This is a genomic window from Dokdonia sp. R78006, from assembly GCF_042466145.1.
GTDB lineage: Bacteria > Bacteroidota > Bacteroidia > Flavobacteriales > Flavobacteriaceae > Dokdonia.
Genome location: NZ_JAXHBU010000001.1, coordinates 2,256,307 through 2,276,473 on the forward strand (window position 1 = coordinate 2,256,307; position 20,167 = coordinate 2,276,473).

Consider the following 20,167-nt stretch of genomic DNA (forward strand, 5'->3'; position numbering starts at 1 on the left):
AAAAACAACCTCAAGATGAAATTTAAAATATTCATACTAGCGGCATTTTGTAGTTTATCTACGTTTGCTCAACAAGAACCACAGTACACTCAGTACATGTACAATCAAGGTGTGGTAAATCCAGCCTATATGATTAATGAACCAGGACTTATAAGAGTAGGTAGTTTGTACCGCTCTCAGTGGGTAGGTCTAGATGGTGCGCCAAAAACTGCAAATGTTTTTGCAAATATTCCTCTTAACGAGCGTGTAGAAATAGGCGTAAACTATGTGAATGATCAAATAGGAGACGTACTCACTACAAATAATTTTAATGTAAATTTTGCTTACAGAATTAATGTAGCAGAAAGTACAAACCTATCTTTTGGATTAAAGTTAGGTGTAGATAATCAGAGTCTTGATTTTACAGGTCAAAATGTAGGAGGAGATTTAGCTTTTCAAAATGGAGAAACCACCTCGCTAGATGTTGGTGTAGGAGCTTTTCTTTTTAAAGATAATTACTACATTGGGTTAAGTTCGCCAAGCGTGATACCGTATAAAATTGAAAATTTAGGCAATGGTGATTCCTCTATTCTATATAAGAAGGATCCTACTGCATATTTAATGGCAGGTTACGTGTATGATGTGAGTGATGTGCTTAAAATAAAGCCTTCTGCTGTTGCAAAATGGATAAGCGGGGCACCATTAACCTACGACCTTTCATTAAATGCCTTGTATGACGAGAAATTTGAACTCGGGGTTTCATACAGACATCAAGATGCTATCGCAGCACTAGCAGGATTTAATATTACAAATGATTTAAAAATAGGATACAGCTATGACTTTAATGTGAGCGATCTTAATCGTTTTAACAATGGAAGTCACGAGGTAGTACTATTATACACATTTGATTTGCTAGGCTTACAAAAACGTTACATCTCACCAAGATTTTACTAAGATGAAAAATATATACACATTACTTATTATACTCTGTGTAAGTGCAGGTGCATTTGGGCAAGTACAAAAGGGAGATCGTTTTTTTAATAAAGGAGACTACGCTAGTGCTGCAAAGTATTATGAAGTGGCTTTAAGAAAAAATAACTCTAAAGAAATACTAGGGAAACTTATTGACGCTTACTATTTAGATCAAGATTATAGAAGCGCATCTATATATCTTAATCAGCTAGTAGGACAGCGATTTAATGACGAGGATAGAACATATGATAATGAGTTTAATTTCAAAATGTTTCACGTACTTAATACTACTTTAGATTCTGATAAGGGTATTGACTACCTTGATATTTATTACAAAAACAAAGGTGAAGACTTTGATAAAGTCGCTGGTATTAAATTATTGGAAGATTTAATGAAGAAAAATCCAAAATTTGACGCTACCAAGAGTAATATAAGCTCAGAAGCAGACGACTTTGGACCCGTAAGAGTAGGAGATAGTGTTTTCTTTACATCAGATAGATTAAATGACGATGTGCTTAGAACCTTATTTGCAAGGCGTTTTAAGACTACACAAAGACCATTCTTAGATATTTACGGAGTACGAGTAAATGACAAAAATGAACTCGCAGGTGAAGCTGTAAGACTTAAGCAAGGAGTAAACTCACCACTTCATGATGGTAATCTGTGTTTTAACACAGCAGGAGATGAGATGTACCTATCTCGTAGTGCTTATAAAAATGGAGATAGCGGGAAGATGTTTGATGAAGAACAAACTAATAGGGTTCATCTTTATAAAAGTGTTCGTATTGATGGAATATGGAGAGATGCAGAACGTCTGTCATTTGTAAATGAAAATTATTCTTACATGCATCCTACACTTACTAGAGATGGAAAGCGTTTGTACTTTGCCTCAGATATGGAAGGAGGTCTTGGCGGGTTTGATATCTACTATGTAACCGTACAGCTAGATGGGACGTATAGTACTCCGGTAAATTTAGGGCCTACAATTAATACTATTCATAGAGAGCAATTTCCATTTGTTTCAAACACAGGGGATTTATATTTTGCTACAGATGGACGTTTAGGTTTAGGTTTGCTTGATATTTTTGTAGCACCACTCACAGTAAAAGGGTTCACAGAGCCTATTAACCTAGGAGCACCTATTAATTCTAAATATGATGATTTTAGTCTAAGTTACTATTCTGATAATAATGGACTGTATGCCACTAATCGTAGCGGAAAAGATGACGATATTTATAGTTTTGTACAAACTGGAGAAATCATAACTCGCGAATTTAAAACGCAGTTTGAAGTGCGTGATGCAGATACTGATGAACTTATCTCAGATGCAGCAATACAGATCCTAGGATATCAAGGTAAGGAAGTTTATTCAGATCGTAAAGAGGATGCTGCGCCTTTCCAAGTGCCACTTACTGTAGATGATTATACTTTTATAGCCTCCGGAGATAATCATGAAGAAGGGCGTATGGATATTCAAATACGAGGCGTACAGACTGCACCTTATGTAATCAAAGTAAAGAGAATATTTACAGACAGTGAGCTCGCTCTTATGAAAGAAAAGAATCTTTCTAAAGATCTTAAAGTGAAAGATCCAAGTCGTTTTGAGTTGCTTACAGATGTAAATGCGCCGCAAGTAGTAGAGAGGGAAGGCAAGCTGTTTATGGATGTAGCACCTATTTATTTTGATTTTGATTTACATGTAGTACGTGAAGACTCAAGAGCTGTACTTGATAGACTGGCAGCTAAGCTTGTCAAATACGAGCGTATTAAAATAAAAGTAAGTTCTCACACAGATAGTCGTGGTCCAGCAGCATATAATATGCCGCTATCAGAAAAAAGAGCAAAAAGTACCTTTGACTATCTAGTTAGTAAAGGAATTGATGCTTCTAGAATACAATACCAAGGATATGGCGATACAGAGCCTGTGATTAACTGTCCTGTAGGTAAATGCACAGAAGATGATCATCAGCTTAACAGGCGTAGTGAATTTGAAATCACTGGTTATTAATAAGCATTTCTTTAAATAACAAAATCGGCAATTCAATAGAGTTGCCGATTTTTTTTTGTTTTACGCTTTCGCGAAAGCGTAACCTATACCTTTAATTTACTCTTCCAGTGCAGTTAATATCTTTGGAAAGAATGCTGTGTGAACCTCATGAATACCAGGAAACACAACGACTTCTAGACGATTGCCAAAAAGAGCAGAACCGTTGAGATGCTGTTCTGTAACACGAGCTTCTGTGATATATTCGTCTTTATCTCCATAAATATATGTGACTGGAGTGGTGGTAGAAAGATGCTCAAAATCCGTCGGATTTAACTCGGCTGGTATGGCGCCAGAATGTAGTAAAAGATAGGAACAATCTATTTTTCTAGAAGCAATCCATCTGGTGGCGATAGAAACACCTTGAGAATACCCCATCATGATCACGTTTACGGCACTTTTATCGATAGATGCTAGTTCTGTAGTCCATAGCTCATCAAGGTAATTAAAAACATTGTCCTTCTCTGTTTCTGTATTTTCTTTAGTGAGCCAGCTAGCGCCTACATATTTAAAACGCTTGTCTTGGTAATATTTACTAGGTGCCTGTGGGGCTATGATGTAATTCTCTTCTGGTGGAAGCTCCTTGAAGTAATTGATAAAATACCTTGACAAGTAGCCCATGCCGTGAAAAACGAACCAAACATTCTTAGTTTTTTCTGATAGCTCGTTAAGGGTGGAGTACGTATTAGTATGTGTGTAGGGTATATTTTTTTCTATCATAAATAGTATAAAATTTTATAGGATATATGTTTCAAGGTAATCTCGCAATATTGCATAAAAAAAAACCACTCATGGAGTGGTTTTTAAATAGAATAGGATCACCTATATGTTAATTCCTACAGGTAGTAATTTTTTGTATTTACGTCTGTTAGAACGCATGAATTTTGCAATTTCAGGACTCGTAGGTACGAGGCTTATTTCTCTCTCTGCAACTTCATTAAATACTGCTATAATAAATTCATTCATGTGCTCCTCTGTGCCTTCTGGCATGAAGATTTTTGTCAGGAAGATTTTACGCTCTTGTAACGAGTATTCCATTTTTGCCATTTTCCCTGCAAATGTTGCTTCAAACTGTCTTTGGAACTCATTATCTGTCAATTCAACTGCTGTCGTCGCTTCCATAAATTTTGAAAAATATTTAAAGTATTTGTAAAATTATTAACGGGGTTATTAGAAATCTCTCCTTAATTTTGACCCCTAAGAGGCAAGAAATAATAAGATAATCAAATCTTAATAATTTCTTTTTGAGAAAGTCTTGCAAATGTATAAAAAATTCCCGAAATAGAGCGCTTCTCTTATGTTAAACCCTTACTTATAAGTTAGATGACGCACGTGTATTTAATGCCAGGTATGGCGGCCAATCCTTCTATTTTTGAGAATATAAAGTTACCCGAGGATTCTTATCAAATTCATTTGCTAGAATGGTTCATTCCAGAGGTAGATGAGTCACTACAAGACTATGCTTTGAGAATGACAACTCATATTAAGCATGACAATGTCGTATTGCTAGGCGTTAGTTTTGGCGGGATACTCGTACAAGAAATGGCAAAGCATATTAAGGTGGCAAAGCTTATCATTGTGAGTAGTGTTAAGACTAAGCATGAGTTACCACGTAGAATGAAGCTTTCGCGAAAGCTAAAGTTGTACAACATATTGCCTACGAGATTAGTAGAAGATATAGATACACTTGCAAAATATGCCTTTGGCGAGACTATAAAAAATAGAGTGGCACTATATAAAAAGTACCTATCTATGAATGATAGAAGATACTTGAGTTGGGCAGTAAAAGAAATGGTCTGTTGGGATCAAGAAACTGCGCCGCCAGGAATTATTCACGTACACGGAAGTGCAGATAAGGTCTTCCCATTGAAGTATATAGATAACTGTATAAATATTGACGGAGGGACTCACATTATGGTGATAACTCGAGCAAAATGGTTTAATAAAAACTTAATCGAACTGATTGAAAATGATTACATTGATTTAAAATAGAAAAGATGATGATAATGATAAAGAAAGTTGTTGCAGGTATTGCAGTAGTAGCTATTGCAGGCCTAGTTATAAACTCTGCACAAGCACCACAAGAAGAAGTGGTAGAAGAAAAAGGAGAGCTGCAGAATGAAAAAATGACATCAAAGAGGTTGCTCAATGACTATAACGTGTATGCCATCCCAATGCCAGATGGATTAAACTTTGCAGGTGAGGCAGTTCCTGTTGAAAATCCGGATATACTGGAACGTATGGATCGTGAGCTCCTTGTGAACACGTACTGGCAGTCTAATGCGTTACTTATTTTTAAAAGAGCAAATAAATATTTTCCAACGATAGAAAAGATTCTAGCAGAAGAAGGTGTACCAGATGATCTTAAATATCTGGCAGTAATAGAAAGCGGACTGACACAAGCAGTTTCTCCTGCTAGAGCGACTGGTTTCTGGCAAATTCTAAAAGAAACTGGAAGAGAATACGGTCTAGAAGTAAACGATAATGTAGATGAGAGATATCATGTAGAAAAATCTACACGAGCTGCTTGTAAATATTTAAAGCAGTCTAAGGAGAAATTTGGAAGCTGGACAGCTGCAGCAGCTGCTTATAATGCCGGTAATTATGGAGTTTCTCGTCGTTTTAAAGAGCAAAATGTACAAGACTATTATGATTTACTTTTAGGAGAGGAAACTGGTCGTTACGTATTTAGAATTATTGCTCTTAAGGAGATTTTAAGCAATCCAAAGAAGTATGGTTTTAACTTTAGAGCAGAGGATCTATATGCAGAGGTACCTACATATAAGGTTGAAGTAGATACGGCAGTGACAGATTTTGTAAAATTTGCAGAGCGTTTTGACATTAACTATAAGCTTCTTAAACTTCACAACCCTTGGTTACGTGAGACTAAACTCAATAATAGTTCAGGAAAGAAATATTATATAGAGATACCAGAAAAAGGTGCTTACACACTAGGTAGATAATACTCATAAATAATCAATTAATAAATAGGCATCTCATTTTATAAAATGAGATGCCTATTTATATTTATAACACTCTCTAATATGGTATTTTTATTGAAACAAAATTTAATAAAATGAATGCATCAGTTATTATAGCGCTTATAGCCATAGGTCTTATTGCCGGAGTGTTGAGTGGTGTTATGGGAGTAGGTGGAGGTGTTATTATGATACCTCTTATGATTATGTTACTGCACTTTAATCAGCATGAAGCTCAAGGTACGAGTCTTGCTGTGCTTGCAGTTCCGGTAACATTCCTTGCTGCTTATAATTACTATAACGAAGGCTATGTAAACTGGAAATATGCTGCGGTTATCGCTGTGTTTTTTGTGGTAGGCGGATTTTTAGGATCAAAACTAGCTGTAAATCTTGATCAAAAAACGCTTAAAAGAATCTTTGGAGCGGTGCTTCTCGTTCTTTCTATAAAAATGCTGTGGGGTAAATAACTACTAATTGATAACTATAGGATCATCACTTAGTAGTTGCTGGTTGTACAGTAACTCTGTAAGCATACCTTTATATAGTTCAAAATTATTGGTAGTAGATAATGCTTCATCTTGAGACAGCTTGTTAGATAGGCGTCTTTTAATATCTATAATTTCCTTATCTGAAGTAATTGTGTAAGCAAGAGGGAGCCCTAAAGAATGCTTAAGGTTCTTGATAACCAAAGAGTAATTATTCTCAGAATCATCAACATAAAGTATGTCTATATTGCGATCATAGTCTTTGCTTAATTTTTTTACTTGCTTAACATCTCCCCAAAATAGAAGTACAATCGCTACATCATCACCATATTGATTTGCCAGCTCGTTAAGAGCAGCTTGCTCTCCTTTGCTGCTTATTCTCCAGCTAGAATAGGTGAGTAACATTACAGGTTTATTATAATCTGCTAAAGATTTACTTTTCTTTGAAGTGGTTTTAACCTTAAAATTATTCATCAAAGATCCTACAAGTTTGTCCTCTACAAGATTATCAAAAAGCACTTTGACTTTGTCTTGTTCAAGATTTCTAATGGCTTCTTCGGCTTGTAATAAATAAGAGGGAAGGTGAGCGTCTAGCGCTTCAGAAAAGAACATCTGAGAGTTCTGTGCTGATAGGTTAGAAATTGCTGTAAATACGAGTAAAAGTAATAATTTTCTCATAGTCTAATGATTTGGGACTATAAAGATAGGAGGGAAGAAAGGTGTAGAAAAATATTTTCGTTAACTGACTTATAAATTGGGTTAAAACGCAATAATCTGTACTATATTGATTCTTTTAGATGCGTAAAAACTTGATATTTAGTACTTTTTGTAAGAATGTCATATTCTTGTTAGTTTTCCTTAGGAGAATTTCACTTCAAATATTGCCTGTTAATTCCCGTCTTTTTTAACGGATTTTAATAGTCTTGGTGTGTTCATCAAGGTTGGATTTTGAGTGCGTTGTGTAGAGGTGTTTTGGTTACGCTCTAATAAAGCTTCTTTCTCAAGTTTGCTCTTTTCATCTAGATTTTCTTGTCCATATTTTGGCTTATTTTCTTCTCGATTTTCTAGAGTTCCTTCTTTTATATCTGAGCTTTCAGATAGCGGTTTGATTGTTGGGTCATCAGTAGTTGAAAAGAAACCAGCATCAATTTCGGGTAGGGGTATTCCTTGAATTTTAGTAAGCTCAAACGGAGCTTCTCCTTTAAATATATCCTCCTTGCTCAACAACTCTTCATCACCTCTCCAGTTAAAGCCCTCAAAGGTTTGTGGTTCATTTTTAAATTGTGATTCGGGAAAAATGGTTCCTCCAGGACTTTTAAGTTTATTAATCTCGTCTATGGTATTTTCAAAAAATGTAATTTCTATACGAGCAGAGGTTCCTCTGTCTATGCCTGTAAGGTCACCGTTTTCTTCACGCATATACATTATTGTCTCTGCGTTGTTTATAATATCTACTTGCTTAAGCTGATTTTCATCATCAAAAAAGCCATATAGTTTTTGTCCTTTGACTTGGTTAAATCCAGAAATCGTGTCTTTCTGAGCGATAAACGCATTGTCAAAAACCTTAAGAGAATCTATTTTTTCTGTTTCTAGATTATTGAGAAGGTGAATGCTATCTCCTGTGATTTGGCTTTTCTCACTCCATAATATAGGTTTTCCTATCATTTGAGTAAGTCCTGTGCGCTGGTTACTATGCAGGGAGTCGCTTTTACCACTCATGTTACTCTTATAAAGTTTTACGTTCTTAAAAGCTCTTATAATTCGGTTCTCCGGCTTTCCAGTAAGTAAAAGTCTGTCGCCATGTACGTACACAGAGTCATTATCTTCTACTGTGATAGCAACTGCTCGTTGTGTGATTAAAACAGAATCCTTTGCTCTGTAAACTTCTGCATAATGTCCTTTTACAAGGCTTCTGTTTAAGGTGTCAAGAACTTTGATATTGTTAGTCGCACTTGCAAAGTTTCTATTTCTGTCAAAATAGAGGCTATCTCCATATACCTGCCTATTGTCATAATCTATTCTCGAGTTCTTTACAAAATAACCATAATCATTTGCAGTATCATAAAACCCGCGCTCACAATATACCTTAGATGTTGAACTCGTAATTGTAGTAGGTCCATACAAATAAGCATGTTCTGGGACGCTATAAAAGTCTAGTTGCTCACTGTTAATTACGTACTCAGTATTTGTAACCACAACATCATTAATAAAAGAGATTTTATCCTGCTCTATATAGTAGCGACCTACGCGGCTAGTTATTTTGCTGTTTGGTGATGTGACAACTCCTCCTGTGCGATAGTACGCTTGCTGGCTTATGCGATTAAAGTACATGGTGTCTGTGGTTACTGTTGTAGTGTCTTTCTTTAAGAAGACATCACCTGCTGCATAAGCAAACTTCGTATCACCATTATATTCTATATATCTACCACGCATCGAGATAGAGTCACCTTGCTTTAAGCGTACGTTTCTGTATGCTTTTACAAAGTTCTCGTCTTTATAATAAAAAGCAAGATCGCACCACATTTCGGCACCTTCGTGTTGTATGTATACTTGCTTATTTGACTTCTGAAAAATAATTGCGCCAGGAAATTCTTCTTCATTGATGCGTTCAATGTCAGATTCTATGAGGATTTCTTTAGGTTGGTTTTGTTGCGCTTTCGCGAAAGCAGAACATAAAAACATCCCAGTAAGTAAAATGTAAAAGTAATTTTTCATCAGTGTCAAAAATAATCAAATTGCCTGCCGAAATCGATAACAGTTTATCAAAAAGGAGGTGATACCGCTTTGTATCTACATTAGGGTATTCTTTTAACGTAATTTATTTGAGATAAGTGTATATAAAAAGCCTCCAGATATGAATCTGAAGGCTTTTTTATAATTTAAATTTTTGTAAGCTTATCTAAGTATCGTTTGTGTACGATCTGGTCCTACAGAAACTATTTTAATAGGTGTCTCAAGTTCTTTCTCAAGATAATCTATGTAATCATTAAGAGCCTTAGGAAGTTGGTCTGCAGTAGTCATGCCTGTTAGATCTTCAGACCATCCAGCCATTTCTTTATAAACTACTTCAACGTTTTCTGGCTCAATATTATAAGGAAGGTGCTCGATAGTCTCTCCTTTATATTTATATGCAGTACATACTTTCAAGGTTTTAAATCCAGAAAGTACATCACCTTTCATCATCATAAGTTGAGTAACTCCGTTTACACGCACGGCATATTTAAGAGCTACAAGGTCTAACCATCCACAACGACGTGCACGTCCAGTAGTAGCGCCAAATTCATTACCTACGCGTCCCATAGTCTCACCATCTTCGTCAAAAAGCTCTGTAGGGAATGGTCCAGAACCTACACGAGTGGTGTAAGCTTTGAAGATTCCAAATACTTCGCCTATTTGATTAGGAGCAACACCAAGACCTGTACAAGCTCCTGCTGCTGTCGTGTTTGAAGAAGTTACATAAGGATAAGTACCAAAGTCAATATCAAGTAGTGATCCTTGAGCACCCTCTGCAAGTATAGACTTGCCAGATTTTTGTGCTTGATATAAATACTCTTCTGAGTCTATAAACTTAAGCGTCTTAAGTGTTTTTATAGCAGCAAAGAATTCTGTTTCTAGTTCGTCTAGATCGTAATCAATCTTTGCGTCATAAAAATCAATCATTGAGATATGCTTGTCTCTTAACGTAGCATAACGCTCTTTCCAGTCTGCAAGTTCTAGATCTCCTACACGTATACCGTTACGACCAGTTTTATCCATATAAGTAGGACCTATTCCCTTAAGAGTAGAACCTATTTTTGCCTTTCCTTTTGAAGCTTCAGAAGCTGCATCTAGTAAGCGGTGTGTAGGAAGTATAAGATGTGCTTTACGAGAGATCACCATTTTTGCTTTATAATCTAGTCCTTCAAACTTATCAAGATTTTGAAGTTCTTTCTTAAAAATCACAGGATCTATCACAACGCCATTACCTATGACATTCATAGCATTGTCATGAAAAATTCCAGAAGGAATCGTATGTAATACGTGCTTTATACCGTCAAATTCAAGAGTGTGACCTGCATTAGGTCCTCCTTGAAAACGTGCAATAATATCGTAGTCCTTCGTAAGAACGTCTACAATTTTTCCTTTTCCTTCGTCGCCCCATTGGAGGCCCAGTAGTAAATCTACAGCCATTGTTATGTTAATTAGTCGTGTTTTTCTTTCCGTAAAAATAAAGTGAATGCTTGTCTATAGTAATATCAAAAACCTCTTCTATGGTTTTTTTAATAGACTGTATACGAGGATCGCAAAATTCTATTACTTCTCCTGTATCTGTAAGTATAACGTGATCGTGTTGCTTATCAAAGTATGACTTTTCATACTGCGCTTGATTATTGCCAAACTGATGTTTGCGTACGAGCCCGCATTCTAGTAAAAGTTCTATGGTGTTGTATAATGTCGCACGGCTCACCCTATAGTTCTTGTTTTTCATACTAATGTAGAGCGTCTCGATATCAAAGTGCTCTTCATTGCTGTATATCTCTTGCAAGATTGCAAAACGTTCAGGTGTTTTGCGGTGACCTTTTTCTTCTAGATAGGCTGTAAAAACGCCTTTTACAACGTCTTGATCCTTATTAATAGTAGCTTTTAGTGGCATCGTTTTTAGTAAAGGACGAATTTACGGATTTATACTCGAGTCACTTGGTCGATACCGTCTATTTTTTTAAGATTTTCTATCAAGGTTTTCAACAATTCATTGTTTCTCACTAGTACCGTTATTTTTCCTTTAAAAACACCTCCTTGCGTGGTAAAGTTTATACCCTTTATTTCTACATGCTGGTGCTTCGAAATCTCTGCCGTTACTGTATTTACAAGTCCTAAGTTATCAATACCTGTAAGTATAATGTCTGTTTGATAACCAGTGTCTGATGAGTCAACCCACTTTGCCTTAATAATTCTATAGGCATAATTACTTCTCATCGAGATTGCATTAGGGCAATTATTTTTATGCACTTTAATGCCGTCGTTTATGGTGGTAAACCCAAAAACTGGATCGCCAGGTATAGGGCTACAACATTTTGCAAATGAATAATCGAGTTTTTGATCTTCTGGGCCAAAAACTAATGAGTCATAATTATTGGTGATCTCATCTTTATGAACATCTGGCGGACTATTAGGCTTACGTATTTTACTTTTTATAAATGACATTAAAGCATTGCTGCGTTGTGCGGCAAACTCTTTTATCATTTTGTTGTCTATGGTTCCGTTACCTATACGATAAAATAAGTCAAGACTAGTGTTTAGCTTGAAGTACGAGACTAGTTCGTTTATAGTTTTCTCGTTAAGAGGTATTTTCTGAGATTTAAGTTTACGATTCAAGATAGCCTTACCATCATCTGCAAGTTCTTTCTTTTCATCTTTGAGAGATGATTTTATCTTTGCACGTGCTCTTGCTGTTGTGGCATAGTCAAGCCAGTTATTTGTAGGATGCGCAGATTCTGATGTGATGATTTCTACCTGGTCGCCACTTTTAAGTTCATGACTTAGCGGCACAAGTCTGCCATTAACTCTTGATCCGCGAGTATGTAACCCTACTTCTGTATGCACACTAAAGGCAAAATCTAGCGGAGTTGCCCCTTTAGGAAGAGACTTGAGTTCTCCTTGAGGGGTAAATACAAAGATTTCCTTATTGTATAGATTGAGTTTGAAATTTTCAACAAAATCCACAGCGTTTTGATCAGGATTTTCTAGCGCTTCTTGCAGTTTATTAATCCAGTCGTCTAGTGTAGAATCTCCGTCGTTTCCTTGTTTATACTTGAAGTGCGCTGCATATCCCTTTTCGGCGATTTCATTCATTCGTTCAGAACGTATCTGTACTTCTACCCATCGTCCTTTAAGTCCCATTACGGTAATGTGCAGAGCTTCATAACCCGTAGTCTTAGGAGAAGAAATCCAGTCTCGCAAACGGGTAGGGTTAGGTCTGAAGTGATCTGTAACGATAGAATATATTTTCCAGGCTAAGAATTTTTCATTAGCCTTATCGCTCTTATAGATGATGCGTATCGCAAATTTGTCATACACCTCTTCAAAAGTGACTCCTTGCGCAAGAATCTTACGCCTTATACTGTATATCGATTTTGGGCGTCCTTTGATTTGATAATTAAGTCCTTCTTCGTCTAGAGAGTCTTCTATAACTTTTTTAAATTCCTTAATGTAATCGTCTTGCTGTGCTTTGCTCTCTGTGATTTTACCAGAAAGATCTTTGTAAACTTCTGGTTCGGTATATTTTAAACTTAAATCTTCAAGTTCTGTCTTTATATTATATAACCCCATTCTATGAGCCAGAGGTGCATATATATAAAGAGTCTCACTTGCGATTTTTGATTGCTTATCTGGACGCATGGAATCCATGGTCTGCATATTATGGAGGCGGTCTGCTATTTTTATTATGATTACCCGTGGATCATCATTAATAGTAAGCAGCATTTTTCTAAAATTCTCTGCTTGTAAAGACACATCTCTATCCTTTTTTAAGCTGGATATTTTAGTAAGGCCATCTACAATACGAGCGACAGTCTCTCCAAACATTTGCTCAAGATCAGATAAAGTGTAATCTGTATCCTCTACCACATCATGAAGCAATGCACTAGCAATTGATGTAGCGTCAAGGCCTATCTCGCTAGCAACAATCTGTGCCACGGCAACTGGATGAAAGATGTATGCTTCACCAGATTTTCGACGTTGTGATTTGTGAGCATCTACAGCTACGTCAAATGCTTTACGTATCATTTTTTTATCATCCTCAGATAAGGTTTGATAGCTTATGCGCAACAGTTTTTTGTACTGTCTTGTCAGCTCCTTATTCTCTGCCTCTATAAATTCTGTCGTTAATTCCATATGATATCTTAAATGTACCATTTTCTCATAAATGAACAATATATAATAACAACATCTTGTGAGGATTTATGTAACGATGTCTTTTTAAGATATATGGAGTTTATTTTTTTATAACGCTTTCGCGAAAGCGTACTAACATTACCACTATCGCCTCTTGTTTATTCTCAGTACACATGATTGTTAATTCTTATCTTCGCCTTTAAAATTAGAATTTATGAGTATTTTTTATATCCTAGTGGGCTTAGTATTACTAGTAGTAGGAGGTGAGTTCTTAGTAAGGGCATCTGTAGGATTGTCATTTAAACTCAATCTTTCTAAGATGGTGATAGGTCTCACAGTTGTATCATTTGCAACGTCTGCACCGGAGTTGTTAGTGAGTGTTCAAGCAGCATTAGACGGTAGTTCTGATATTGCGCTAGGTAATGTAATTGGGTCTAATATTGCAAACATAGGTCTCGTTTTAGGTATCACTGCAGTGATTTCGGCACTTGCGATAGATCGTGATTTTTACCGTTTTAACTGGCCAGTGATGATGTTCTTTTCTGTAGCCTTGTTTTTCTTACTCTCAAATGATGGAAAACTCACCGCTACCGAAGGTGGAGGACTACTTGCAGCACTTGGTGTTTATTTATATTTCTTATTGCGTAGAGCTAGAAAAAGTGCAGCGCTAGAAGAAAGTAATGGCGTAGACGAGGGTTTAGGACAAGCATCTTATTTTAAAATAATTCTCTGGCTTATTATAGGTGGAGCGGCGTTATATTTTGGTTCTGAGTGGCTTGTCTCTGGAGCAAAAGATCTTGCAACGGCTGTTGGTATAAGCGAGTATGCTATTTCTGTTACCGTTATCGCAATAGGTACTAGTGTTCCAGAACTTGCGGCATCTGTAATTGCGGCATTAAAGAAAGAAAAAGCTATTTCTTTAGGAAACTTGATAGGGTCTAATATTTTTAATATTGCCTCAGTACTTGGGATAACATCGCTTATTAAGGATATTAACGTTGTAGATGATGCTATTTTAGGCACTAATATTTACTGGATGATAGGTTTTGCAGCCATCTTATTGCCACTTGCATTTATACCTGCAAAACTACAGATAGGGAGAATTAAAGGCTTAGTGCTTGTAGGAGCTTATATATTGTTTATAGCGCTTGCATTTGCAGCATAGCTAATGCCTTTTTTAGAATACGATTAGGTTCTCAATATTCTAGTCGTCTATCTAGATGTTTATATATGATTTTAAGTATGCTTTCGCGAAAGCGTAATACAAAAAAAATGCTCAACCTAAGTTGAGCATTTTTACATTTATATATAAATCAGAATTAAACCTTTGCAGTTTTTACAGTCTCGATGATACGACCTGCTACGCGATATGGATCTGCGTTTGAAGCTGGACGACGATCTTCTAACCATCCTTTCCATCCTTGCTCTACAGTGATAATAGGAATACGTAATGATGCTCCACGATCTGATACTCCATAAGAGAAATCTGTAATAGAAGCAGTCTCGTGATCTCCTGTAAGGCGCTCTTCATTGTGAGCTCCATATGCTTTAATGTGTTCTTTTGTTACTGGGCGGAACGCTTCACAAATCTTATTGTAAGTTTCCTCAGATCCACAAGTTCTCAATACTTCATTTGAGAAGTTTGCGTGCATGCCAGATCCATTCCAATCTCCTTTTACTGGTTTAGGGTGATACTCAATGTACCATCCGTACTGCTCAGTAAGACGATCTAGAAGGTAACGTGATACCCAGATCTCATCTCCAGCTTTTTTTGCGCCTTTTGCAAATAGTTGGTATTCCCATTGTCCAGAAGCAACCTCTTGGTTAATTCCTTCAAAGTTAAGACCAGCCTCGATACAAAGATCTGCGTGCTCTTCTACAAAATCACGACCGTGTGTATGGCGACCTCCTACAGAACAGTAATACATTCCTTGTGGTCCTGGGTATCCACCTATTGGGAAGCCTAAAGGCAGTTGAGTTTCTCTGTCCATGATAAAGTATTCTTGCTCAAAACCGAACCAGAAATCATTATCATCATCATCTATTTTTGCTCTGTGGTTTGATGCATGTGGTGTACCATCTGCACTTAGCACTTCTGTCATTACTAAGAATCCATCAGTACGTTGTGGATCTGGGTAGATAGCTACTGGCTTTAGAAGACAGTCTGAAGCTCCTCCAGATGCTTGCTTAGTAGAAGACCCATCAAAAGACCATATAGGGCAGTCTTCTAATTTTCCGCTAAAGTCGTTTACAACTTTAGTCTTGCTTCTCATATTTTGTGTGGGTGTGTACCCGTCTAACCAAATGTATTCTAGTTTTGACTTACTCATAATAGCATTTAATGTTTTAGTTAACGAAGACAAATATAAAATAATTTTAAAAGGCAATTAGTATTTTAGGGCTTAGTTATTAAAAAATATTGATTTTTATGAACAACCCCTCAAATTTTAGGGGGTCTATAATATTTGGCTATAATTTTTATATTTCCCTTATATTTGTGCCCTAGTTTAGGGGTGTTATTGGGTTTTTAGCAAGAGCTATGAATGAACATCTTATAAAATATTAATAATCATTACGTTATAATAGTTCGTCTCTAGTTTGGTAGAAAATATTGTAACCGTAATAATGTAAGATCAATTATGTCAAAAATTCGTTTTAAAGCTTTGCATGATGTGCAGCATAGACCAGCCGTAACTTTTGAATCCTTAGGAAGACCGTCTTCATTATTTAAGTCTAACGTATTTGGAGAGCAAGCTATGCGTCAATTCTTGTCTAAATCTACCATAGACAGTGTGCAGACAGCGATACGAAAAGGAGATAATATAGATCGCATCACCGCAGATGCCATTGCTACAGGAATGAAATCTTGGGCACTTGATAAAGGAGCTACTCATTACACGCATTGGTTTCAACCGCTCACAGGTGCCACGGCAGAGAAGCATGATGCTTTTTTCGAAATTACAACAGATGGTCATGTTATTGATAAATTTGACGGTGGGCAGCTAGCGCAGCAAGAGCCAGATGCAAGTAGTTTTCCTAATGGAGGAATACGCAACACTTTTGAAGCAAGAGGATATACCGCTTGGGATCCTACTTCTCCAGCATTTATATATGACAATACTTTATGTATTCCAACGGTTTTTGTGGCATACACAGGAGAAGCACTTGATTATAAGACGCCTTTATTAAAAGCCCTTAATACTATTGATCAAGCTGCCACAGCAGTAGCTCAGTATTTTAATAAAAATGTAAATAAAGTAACAGCTACCTTAGGGTGGGAGCAAGAATTTTTCCTCATAGATGCATCGCTAGCAGCTGCGAGACCGGACTTGATGCTTACAGGAAGAACGCTTCTAGGTCATGCAGCTGCAAAAGGACAGCAATTAGATGACCATTACTTTGGATCTATTCCTATCAGAGTGCTGGCATATTTAAAGGAGTTAGAGCAAGAATGCTTGTTACTAGGTATCCCTTTAAAGACAAGACACAATGAAGTAGCGCCTAATCAGTTTGAGATGGCTCCTATTTTTGAAGAAGCAAATCTAGCGGTAGATCATAATGCATTACTCATGGATGTAATGCAAAAAGTAGCGCAACGTCATCACTTTAAGGTACTCTTTCATGAGAAACCATTTGAGAATATAAATGGTAGCGGAAAACATAATAACTGGTCACTAGCTACAGATACTGGAGTAAACCTACTAAGCCCAGGAAGTACTCCGATGAAAAATTTACAATTTCTTACCTTCTTTGTAAATACTATTAAAGCGGTTCATGAACATGAAGCTTTGCTTAGAGCTTCTATTGCTAGTGCGGGTAATGATTACCGTCTTGGTGCAAATGAAGCACCACCAGCCATTATATCTGTCTTTATAGGTTCACAACTCACACAAGTGCTAGATGAGTTAGAAAAAGTAACAGATGGGAAATTATCTCCACAAGAAAAAACTGATCTTAAACTCAATGTAATAGGTAAGATTCCAGAGATTTTACTTGATAATACAGATCGCAATCGTACCTCACCTTTTGCATTTACAGGTAATAAATTTGAGTTTAGAGCCGTAGGTGCTACTGCAAACTGTGCAAACCCTATGACGGTTCTTAACGCAATCGTGGCGCAGCAGCTTATTGCTTTTAAGAAGGAGGTAGATGCTCTTATAGATAATAAGGACATGAAAAAGGACGATGCTATCTTTAATATCCTTAGAGAGTATATAAAGGACAGCAAGAAAATAAGATTTGAAGGAGATGGCTATGGAGCTTCTTGGGAAAAAGAAGCAAAAAAGCGCAAGCTTAGTAATAATAAGACCACAGTTTCTGCTCTTGAAGCTCGTATAAGTAAAAGTACGGTAGCATTATTTGAGTCTTTAGGTATTATGAACAATGTTGAGATTCAAGCGCGTTACGAGATCGAACTAGAAGAGTATGTAAAACGCATACAGATAGAAAGCCGTGTGCTAGGTGATGTAGCTCGTAATCACATTATCCCAACAGCTTTAAGATATCAAAATGTATTGATAGACAATGTAAGAGGCTTGAAAGAAATATATGGTGAAGATTTTACCGCTTTCGCGAAAGCGCAAACAACCATTATAAAATCAATCTCAGATTATACCGCTAGTATTAATAGTCTCATAACAGAAATGATAAATGCTCGTAAGGAAGCAAATGCACTTGACCTTAAAGACAAGGCAGGTAATTATGCCGCGAAAGTGAAGCCATTTTTTGAACAGATAAGAAGAGATTGTGATAAATTAGAACTTTTAGTAGAAGATGAGTTATGGCCGTTACCAAAATATAGAGAATTACTCTTTGTAAATTAAGTTATGTTTTTTGATTAAAGCCACAAGGCTTTATAATGTACAAGTAAAAGACAGCTATAAGTTTCTTATAGTCAGCGTACTTGTGAGAAAAATCTGATTCTAATATAGCCGCACCTATAAAGGGGTGTTTACCCCTGCGTGCTTAGCCACTGTAAACACTAGTGCTAACGGAAAAATGTTAAAAATGCCATAACGTTTCATCGAAAACAGCTGGTAACTTCTTGAAAGAGAGGTAGATTTCCCTAATTTAGTACTCGTATTACAACCATTATCTCCCCCTCGTAATACTTACTCCCCCGTAATAATAGATTAAAAGACGCAATTGCGATGACAATGACGATGATTTGTTGTGTCTTACAAATATGTATTTATTAACCATTTATATATTATTAACTTAAACTCAATTATTATGAAAAAAGTAATTTTTAGTGCCGCGGCACTTATGATCGGAGCAGTTGCTTTGGGGCAGACAACCACAGAGGCGACTGAGGCAAATTTCCAGGACACTCCAGTACTAGTAACGGCAGGTTTTCCATTAACTAGTTCGGCAACTATTGAAACTGCCGACGCATTACCACAAGCTTTTGGAATAGGACCTAATACTGGTTATTCTACACAAAACGGCAATAATAACTTGGTACGAGCTCGTCAGGCTGGTGATTTAAACTCTATGTATGCAACTCAAGACGGTGATGGAAACCTTGTTTCTATGCGTCAAACAGGTAACACTAACAACGGAGGTTTCTTCATAAGCGCCATTGATAATGATGCACAAGCAAATCAAGTGGGTGATCAGAATGATACCCGCATTGAGCAACAAGGAGATTTTAATGATGCTCAAGTATATCAAGAAAACTCGGTAGCAGGAACAACAGGAAACTCTGCAGATATTCAACAAGGTACTGCTCAAAATGCAGAAAACAATTATGCAGGTGTAGATCAAAGAGGTAATGATAACTCTGCTAGAATTTTACAAACTTGGGATAACAGTGATGCATTAGCGCTACAAAGTGGTACAAACAATGCGGTTGAAATTAAGCAACAAGCAGATCCAGAAAACAGCTTAGGTCAAGAAGCGCTTTCTGAGCAAGTAGGTGTGGATAATCAAGGAACTATTAATCAACTTTCTGACGGTACTTCTGGACGTAATTATGCAAGACTTTTCCAAGAAGGTAATAACAACATGTCAAATCAAACTCAGACTACGGATGATAACGTTTTAGGAAATGAGGCATTAGTTAATCAAGGTAGTAATATCCTTTTAGATGATGCTAACACTGCAGCTCAGTTTACTGCTGTAAACGGTGTAGACGATATCTCTAACGGTATTGAAAGTCAAGTTTCAAGTTGGAGTAAAGCTATCCAAGTACAAGAAGGAAATAGCAATTTAGCTGAGACTCATCAATTTGGGGATGGTACTAGTGATACTAACGGAGATTATTCTGAGCAAAATCAAGACGGTGTAGGGAACGAAGCTTATGTATTTCAAAACATTTTTGGATCACCAACAGGTCGTGGTAACTCTGTAGTTCAAAACCAAACTGGAGACGATAACTATGTAGCGACTGGTCAAAATGGCCGTCGTAACGATATCACAATCGATCAGCAAGGAACAAACAACTACGCTATTTCTACTCAAAGAGGAAAAGATCACGTTGTTGATGCACTTCAAACAGGAGATTTTAACGCTTTAGAAACTGCACAAAGAGGAGATATGAACACTATCGTTGTTCGTCAAGATGGAGACATAGGACAAAGCTGGAAAGCTGAGCAAAATGTACCAGGAGGACTTCCTGATGGAGGAAATACACTTGATGTTTTCCAAACTACAGGTTTCTCAGGAATCTTACCTGCTATAGGAACTTCTCAAACTGCTAATATGGTTACAAGAGCTGCTATGGCTGCTCCAGCAAGAGCTAGATCTGGTTCAGGTCTATAAATCAATTGATTGAATTTTAGATTGGGTCATTTTTATTACAAAATAATGATTTACATCTAAATTAATAAAAACTT

General features: G+C 36.7%; 15 protein-coding genes and 1 pseudogene. 8 read left to right on the plus strand and 8 right to left on the minus strand.

The features are described from left to right. Positions 1-15: 15 nt before the first annotated feature. Together SJY37_RS10115 and SJY37_RS10120 are read left to right on the plus strand one after the other, a co-directional pair. Positions 16-873 (plus strand): annotated as a pseudogene (locus SJY37_RS10115) (type IX secretion system membrane protein PorP/SprF); the annotation flags it as partial. A 61-nt stretch (positions 874-934) separates the two neighbouring features. Continuing rightward, positions 935-2,959, plus strand: a complete 2,025-nt coding sequence (locus SJY37_RS10120) for an OmpA family protein (protein ID WP_298325645.1) — start codon at positions 935-937, stop codon at positions 2,957-2,959. Positions 2,960-3,055: 96 nt separating this feature from the next. Here the strand turns inward: SJY37_RS10120 and SJY37_RS10125 are convergent, their stop codons facing one another. Both SJY37_RS10125 and SJY37_RS10130 read right to left on the minus strand, forming a co-directional pair. Then, positions 3,056-3,715: an alpha/beta hydrolase gene (locus SJY37_RS10125; protein ID WP_298325643.1), complete on the minus strand. Its 660-nt coding sequence runs from the start codon at positions 3,713-3,715 to the stop codon at positions 3,056-3,058. Positions 3,716-3,817: 102 nt separating this feature from the next. After that, complete coding sequence (locus SJY37_RS10130) at positions 3,818-4,117, minus strand: hypothetical protein (protein WP_013749656.1); 300 nt, start codon at positions 4,115-4,117, stop codon at positions 3,818-3,820. Between the two features lie 201 nt (positions 4,118-4,318). On the opposite strand from SJY37_RS10130, the gene SJY37_RS10135 reads away from it, so the two are divergent. From SJY37_RS10135 to SJY37_RS10145, 3 genes are all read left to right on the plus strand, one after another. Continuing rightward, positions 4,319-4,987, plus strand: coding sequence for an alpha/beta fold hydrolase (locus SJY37_RS10135; RefSeq protein WP_298325640.1), 669 nt, complete (start codon positions 4,319-4,321; stop codon positions 4,985-4,987). A gap of 8 nt (positions 4,988-4,995) precedes the next feature. Continuing rightward, entirely contained in the window at positions 4,996-5,958 is a 963-nt protein-coding gene (locus tag SJY37_RS10140) for a lytic transglycosylase domain-containing protein (RefSeq protein ID WP_298326947.1), read from the plus strand. Positions 5,959-6,071: 113 nt separating this feature from the next. Beyond that, positions 6,072-6,440 carry a sulfite exporter TauE/SafE family protein gene (locus tag SJY37_RS10145; protein ID WP_298325638.1) on the plus strand — a complete coding sequence of 123 codons (369 nt, stop codon included), beginning with the start codon at positions 6,072-6,074 and terminating at the stop codon, positions 6,438-6,440. A gap of 3 nt (positions 6,441-6,443) precedes the next feature. Here SJY37_RS10145 and SJY37_RS10150 read toward each other — a convergent pair whose 3' ends face one another. From SJY37_RS10150 to SJY37_RS10170, 5 genes are all read right to left on the minus strand, one after another. Beyond that, positions 6,444-7,136, minus strand: coding sequence for a redoxin domain-containing protein (locus tag SJY37_RS10150; protein WP_339848485.1), 693 nt, complete (start codon positions 7,134-7,136; stop codon positions 6,444-6,446). Between the two features lie 210 nt (positions 7,137-7,346). Then, positions 7,347-9,173 carry an OstA-like protein gene (locus SJY37_RS10155; protein WP_298325634.1) on the minus strand — a complete coding sequence of 609 codons (1,827 nt, stop codon included), beginning with the start codon at positions 9,171-9,173 and terminating at the stop codon, positions 7,347-7,349. Between the two features lie 180 nt (positions 9,174-9,353). Further along, positions 9,354-10,628: an adenylosuccinate synthase gene (locus SJY37_RS10160; RefSeq protein WP_013749650.1), complete on the minus strand. Its 1,275-nt coding sequence runs from the start codon at positions 10,626-10,628 to the stop codon at positions 9,354-9,356. Between the two features lie 7 nt (positions 10,629-10,635). Next, on the minus strand, positions 10,636-11,091 hold the full coding sequence (locus SJY37_RS10165) for a Fur family transcriptional regulator (protein ID WP_035333992.1): 456 nt from the start codon (positions 11,089-11,091) through the stop codon (positions 10,636-10,638). Between the two features lie 29 nt (positions 11,092-11,120). Continuing rightward, on the minus strand, positions 11,121-13,331 hold the full coding sequence (locus SJY37_RS10170) for a bifunctional (p)ppGpp synthetase/guanosine-3',5'-bis(diphosphate) 3'-pyrophosphohydrolase (RefSeq protein WP_298325629.1): 2,211 nt from the start codon (positions 13,329-13,331) through the stop codon (positions 11,121-11,123). Positions 13,332-13,545: 214 nt separating this feature from the next. Here SJY37_RS10170 and SJY37_RS10175 point away from each other — a divergent pair, with 214 nt between their 5' ends. Next, positions 13,546-14,496: a calcium/sodium antiporter gene (locus tag SJY37_RS10175; RefSeq protein ID WP_298325626.1), complete on the plus strand. Its 951-nt coding sequence runs from the start codon at positions 13,546-13,548 to the stop codon at positions 14,494-14,496. A 154-nt stretch (positions 14,497-14,650) separates the two neighbouring features. Here SJY37_RS10175 and SJY37_RS10180 read toward each other — a convergent pair whose 3' ends face one another. After that, positions 14,651-15,661 carry a glutamine synthetase beta-grasp domain-containing protein gene (locus SJY37_RS10180; protein ID WP_339848491.1) on the minus strand — a complete coding sequence of 337 codons (1,011 nt, stop codon included), beginning with the start codon at positions 15,659-15,661 and terminating at the stop codon, positions 14,651-14,653. A gap of 309 nt (positions 15,662-15,970) precedes the next feature. Here SJY37_RS10180 and SJY37_RS10185 point away from each other — a divergent pair, with 309 nt between their 5' ends. Beyond that, on the plus strand, positions 15,971-18,154 hold the full coding sequence (locus tag SJY37_RS10185; protein WP_298325623.1) for a glutamine synthetase III: 2,184 nt from the start codon (positions 15,971-15,973) through the stop codon (positions 18,152-18,154). 409 nt (positions 18,155-18,563) lie between these two features. Then, positions 18,564-20,093, plus strand: a complete 1,530-nt coding sequence (locus SJY37_RS10190) for a hypothetical protein (RefSeq protein ID WP_298325619.1) — start codon at positions 18,564-18,566, stop codon at positions 20,091-20,093. Positions 20,094-20,167 lie beyond the last annotated feature (74 nt).

Excerpts from the sequence above, each read along its gene's own strand:
- SJY37_RS10120 (WP_298325645.1), top strand. The coding sequence starts at position 935 with ATGAAAAATATATACACATTACTTATTATACTCTGTGTAAGTGCAGGT.
- SJY37_RS10125 (WP_298325643.1), bottom strand. The coding sequence starts at position 3,715 with ATGATAGAAAAAAATATACCCTACACACATACTAATACGTACTCCACC.
- SJY37_RS10130 (WP_013749656.1), bottom strand. The coding sequence starts at position 4,117 with ATGGAAGCGACGACAGCAGTTGAATTGACAGATAATGAGTTCCAAAGA.
- SJY37_RS10135 (WP_298325640.1), top strand. The coding sequence starts at position 4,319 with ATGACGCACGTGTATTTAATGCCAGGTATGGCGGCCAATCCTTCTATT.
- SJY37_RS10140 (WP_298326947.1), top strand. The coding sequence starts at position 4,996 with ATGATAATGATAAAGAAAGTTGTTGCAGGTATTGCAGTAGTAGCTATT.
- SJY37_RS10145 (WP_298325638.1), top strand. The coding sequence starts at position 6,072 with ATGAATGCATCAGTTATTATAGCGCTTATAGCCATAGGTCTTATTGCC.
- SJY37_RS10150 (WP_339848485.1), bottom strand. The coding sequence starts at position 7,136 with ATGAGAAAATTATTACTTTTACTCGTATTTACAGCAATTTCTAACCTA.
- SJY37_RS10155 (WP_298325634.1), bottom strand. The coding sequence starts at position 9,173 with ATGAAAAATTACTTTTACATTTTACTTACTGGGATGTTTTTATGTTCT.
- SJY37_RS10160 (WP_013749650.1), bottom strand. The coding sequence starts at position 10,628 with ATGGCTGTAGATTTACTACTGGGCCTCCAATGGGGCGACGAAGGAAAA.
- SJY37_RS10165 (WP_035333992.1), bottom strand. The coding sequence starts at position 11,091 with ATGCCACTAAAAGCTACTATTAATAAGGATCAAGACGTTGTAAAAGGC.
- SJY37_RS10170 (WP_298325629.1), bottom strand. The coding sequence starts at position 13,331 with ATGGAATTAACGACAGAATTTATAGAGGCAGAGAATAAGGAGCTGACA.
- SJY37_RS10175 (WP_298325626.1), top strand. The coding sequence starts at position 13,546 with ATGAGTATTTTTTATATCCTAGTGGGCTTAGTATTACTAGTAGTAGGA.
- SJY37_RS10180 (WP_339848491.1), bottom strand. The coding sequence starts at position 15,661 with ATGAGTAAGTCAAAACTAGAATACATTTGGTTAGACGGGTACACACCC.
- SJY37_RS10185 (WP_298325623.1), top strand. The coding sequence starts at position 15,971 with ATGTCAAAAATTCGTTTTAAAGCTTTGCATGATGTGCAGCATAGACCA.
- SJY37_RS10190 (WP_298325619.1), top strand. The coding sequence starts at position 18,564 with ATGAAAAAAGTAATTTTTAGTGCCGCGGCACTTATGATCGGAGCAGTT.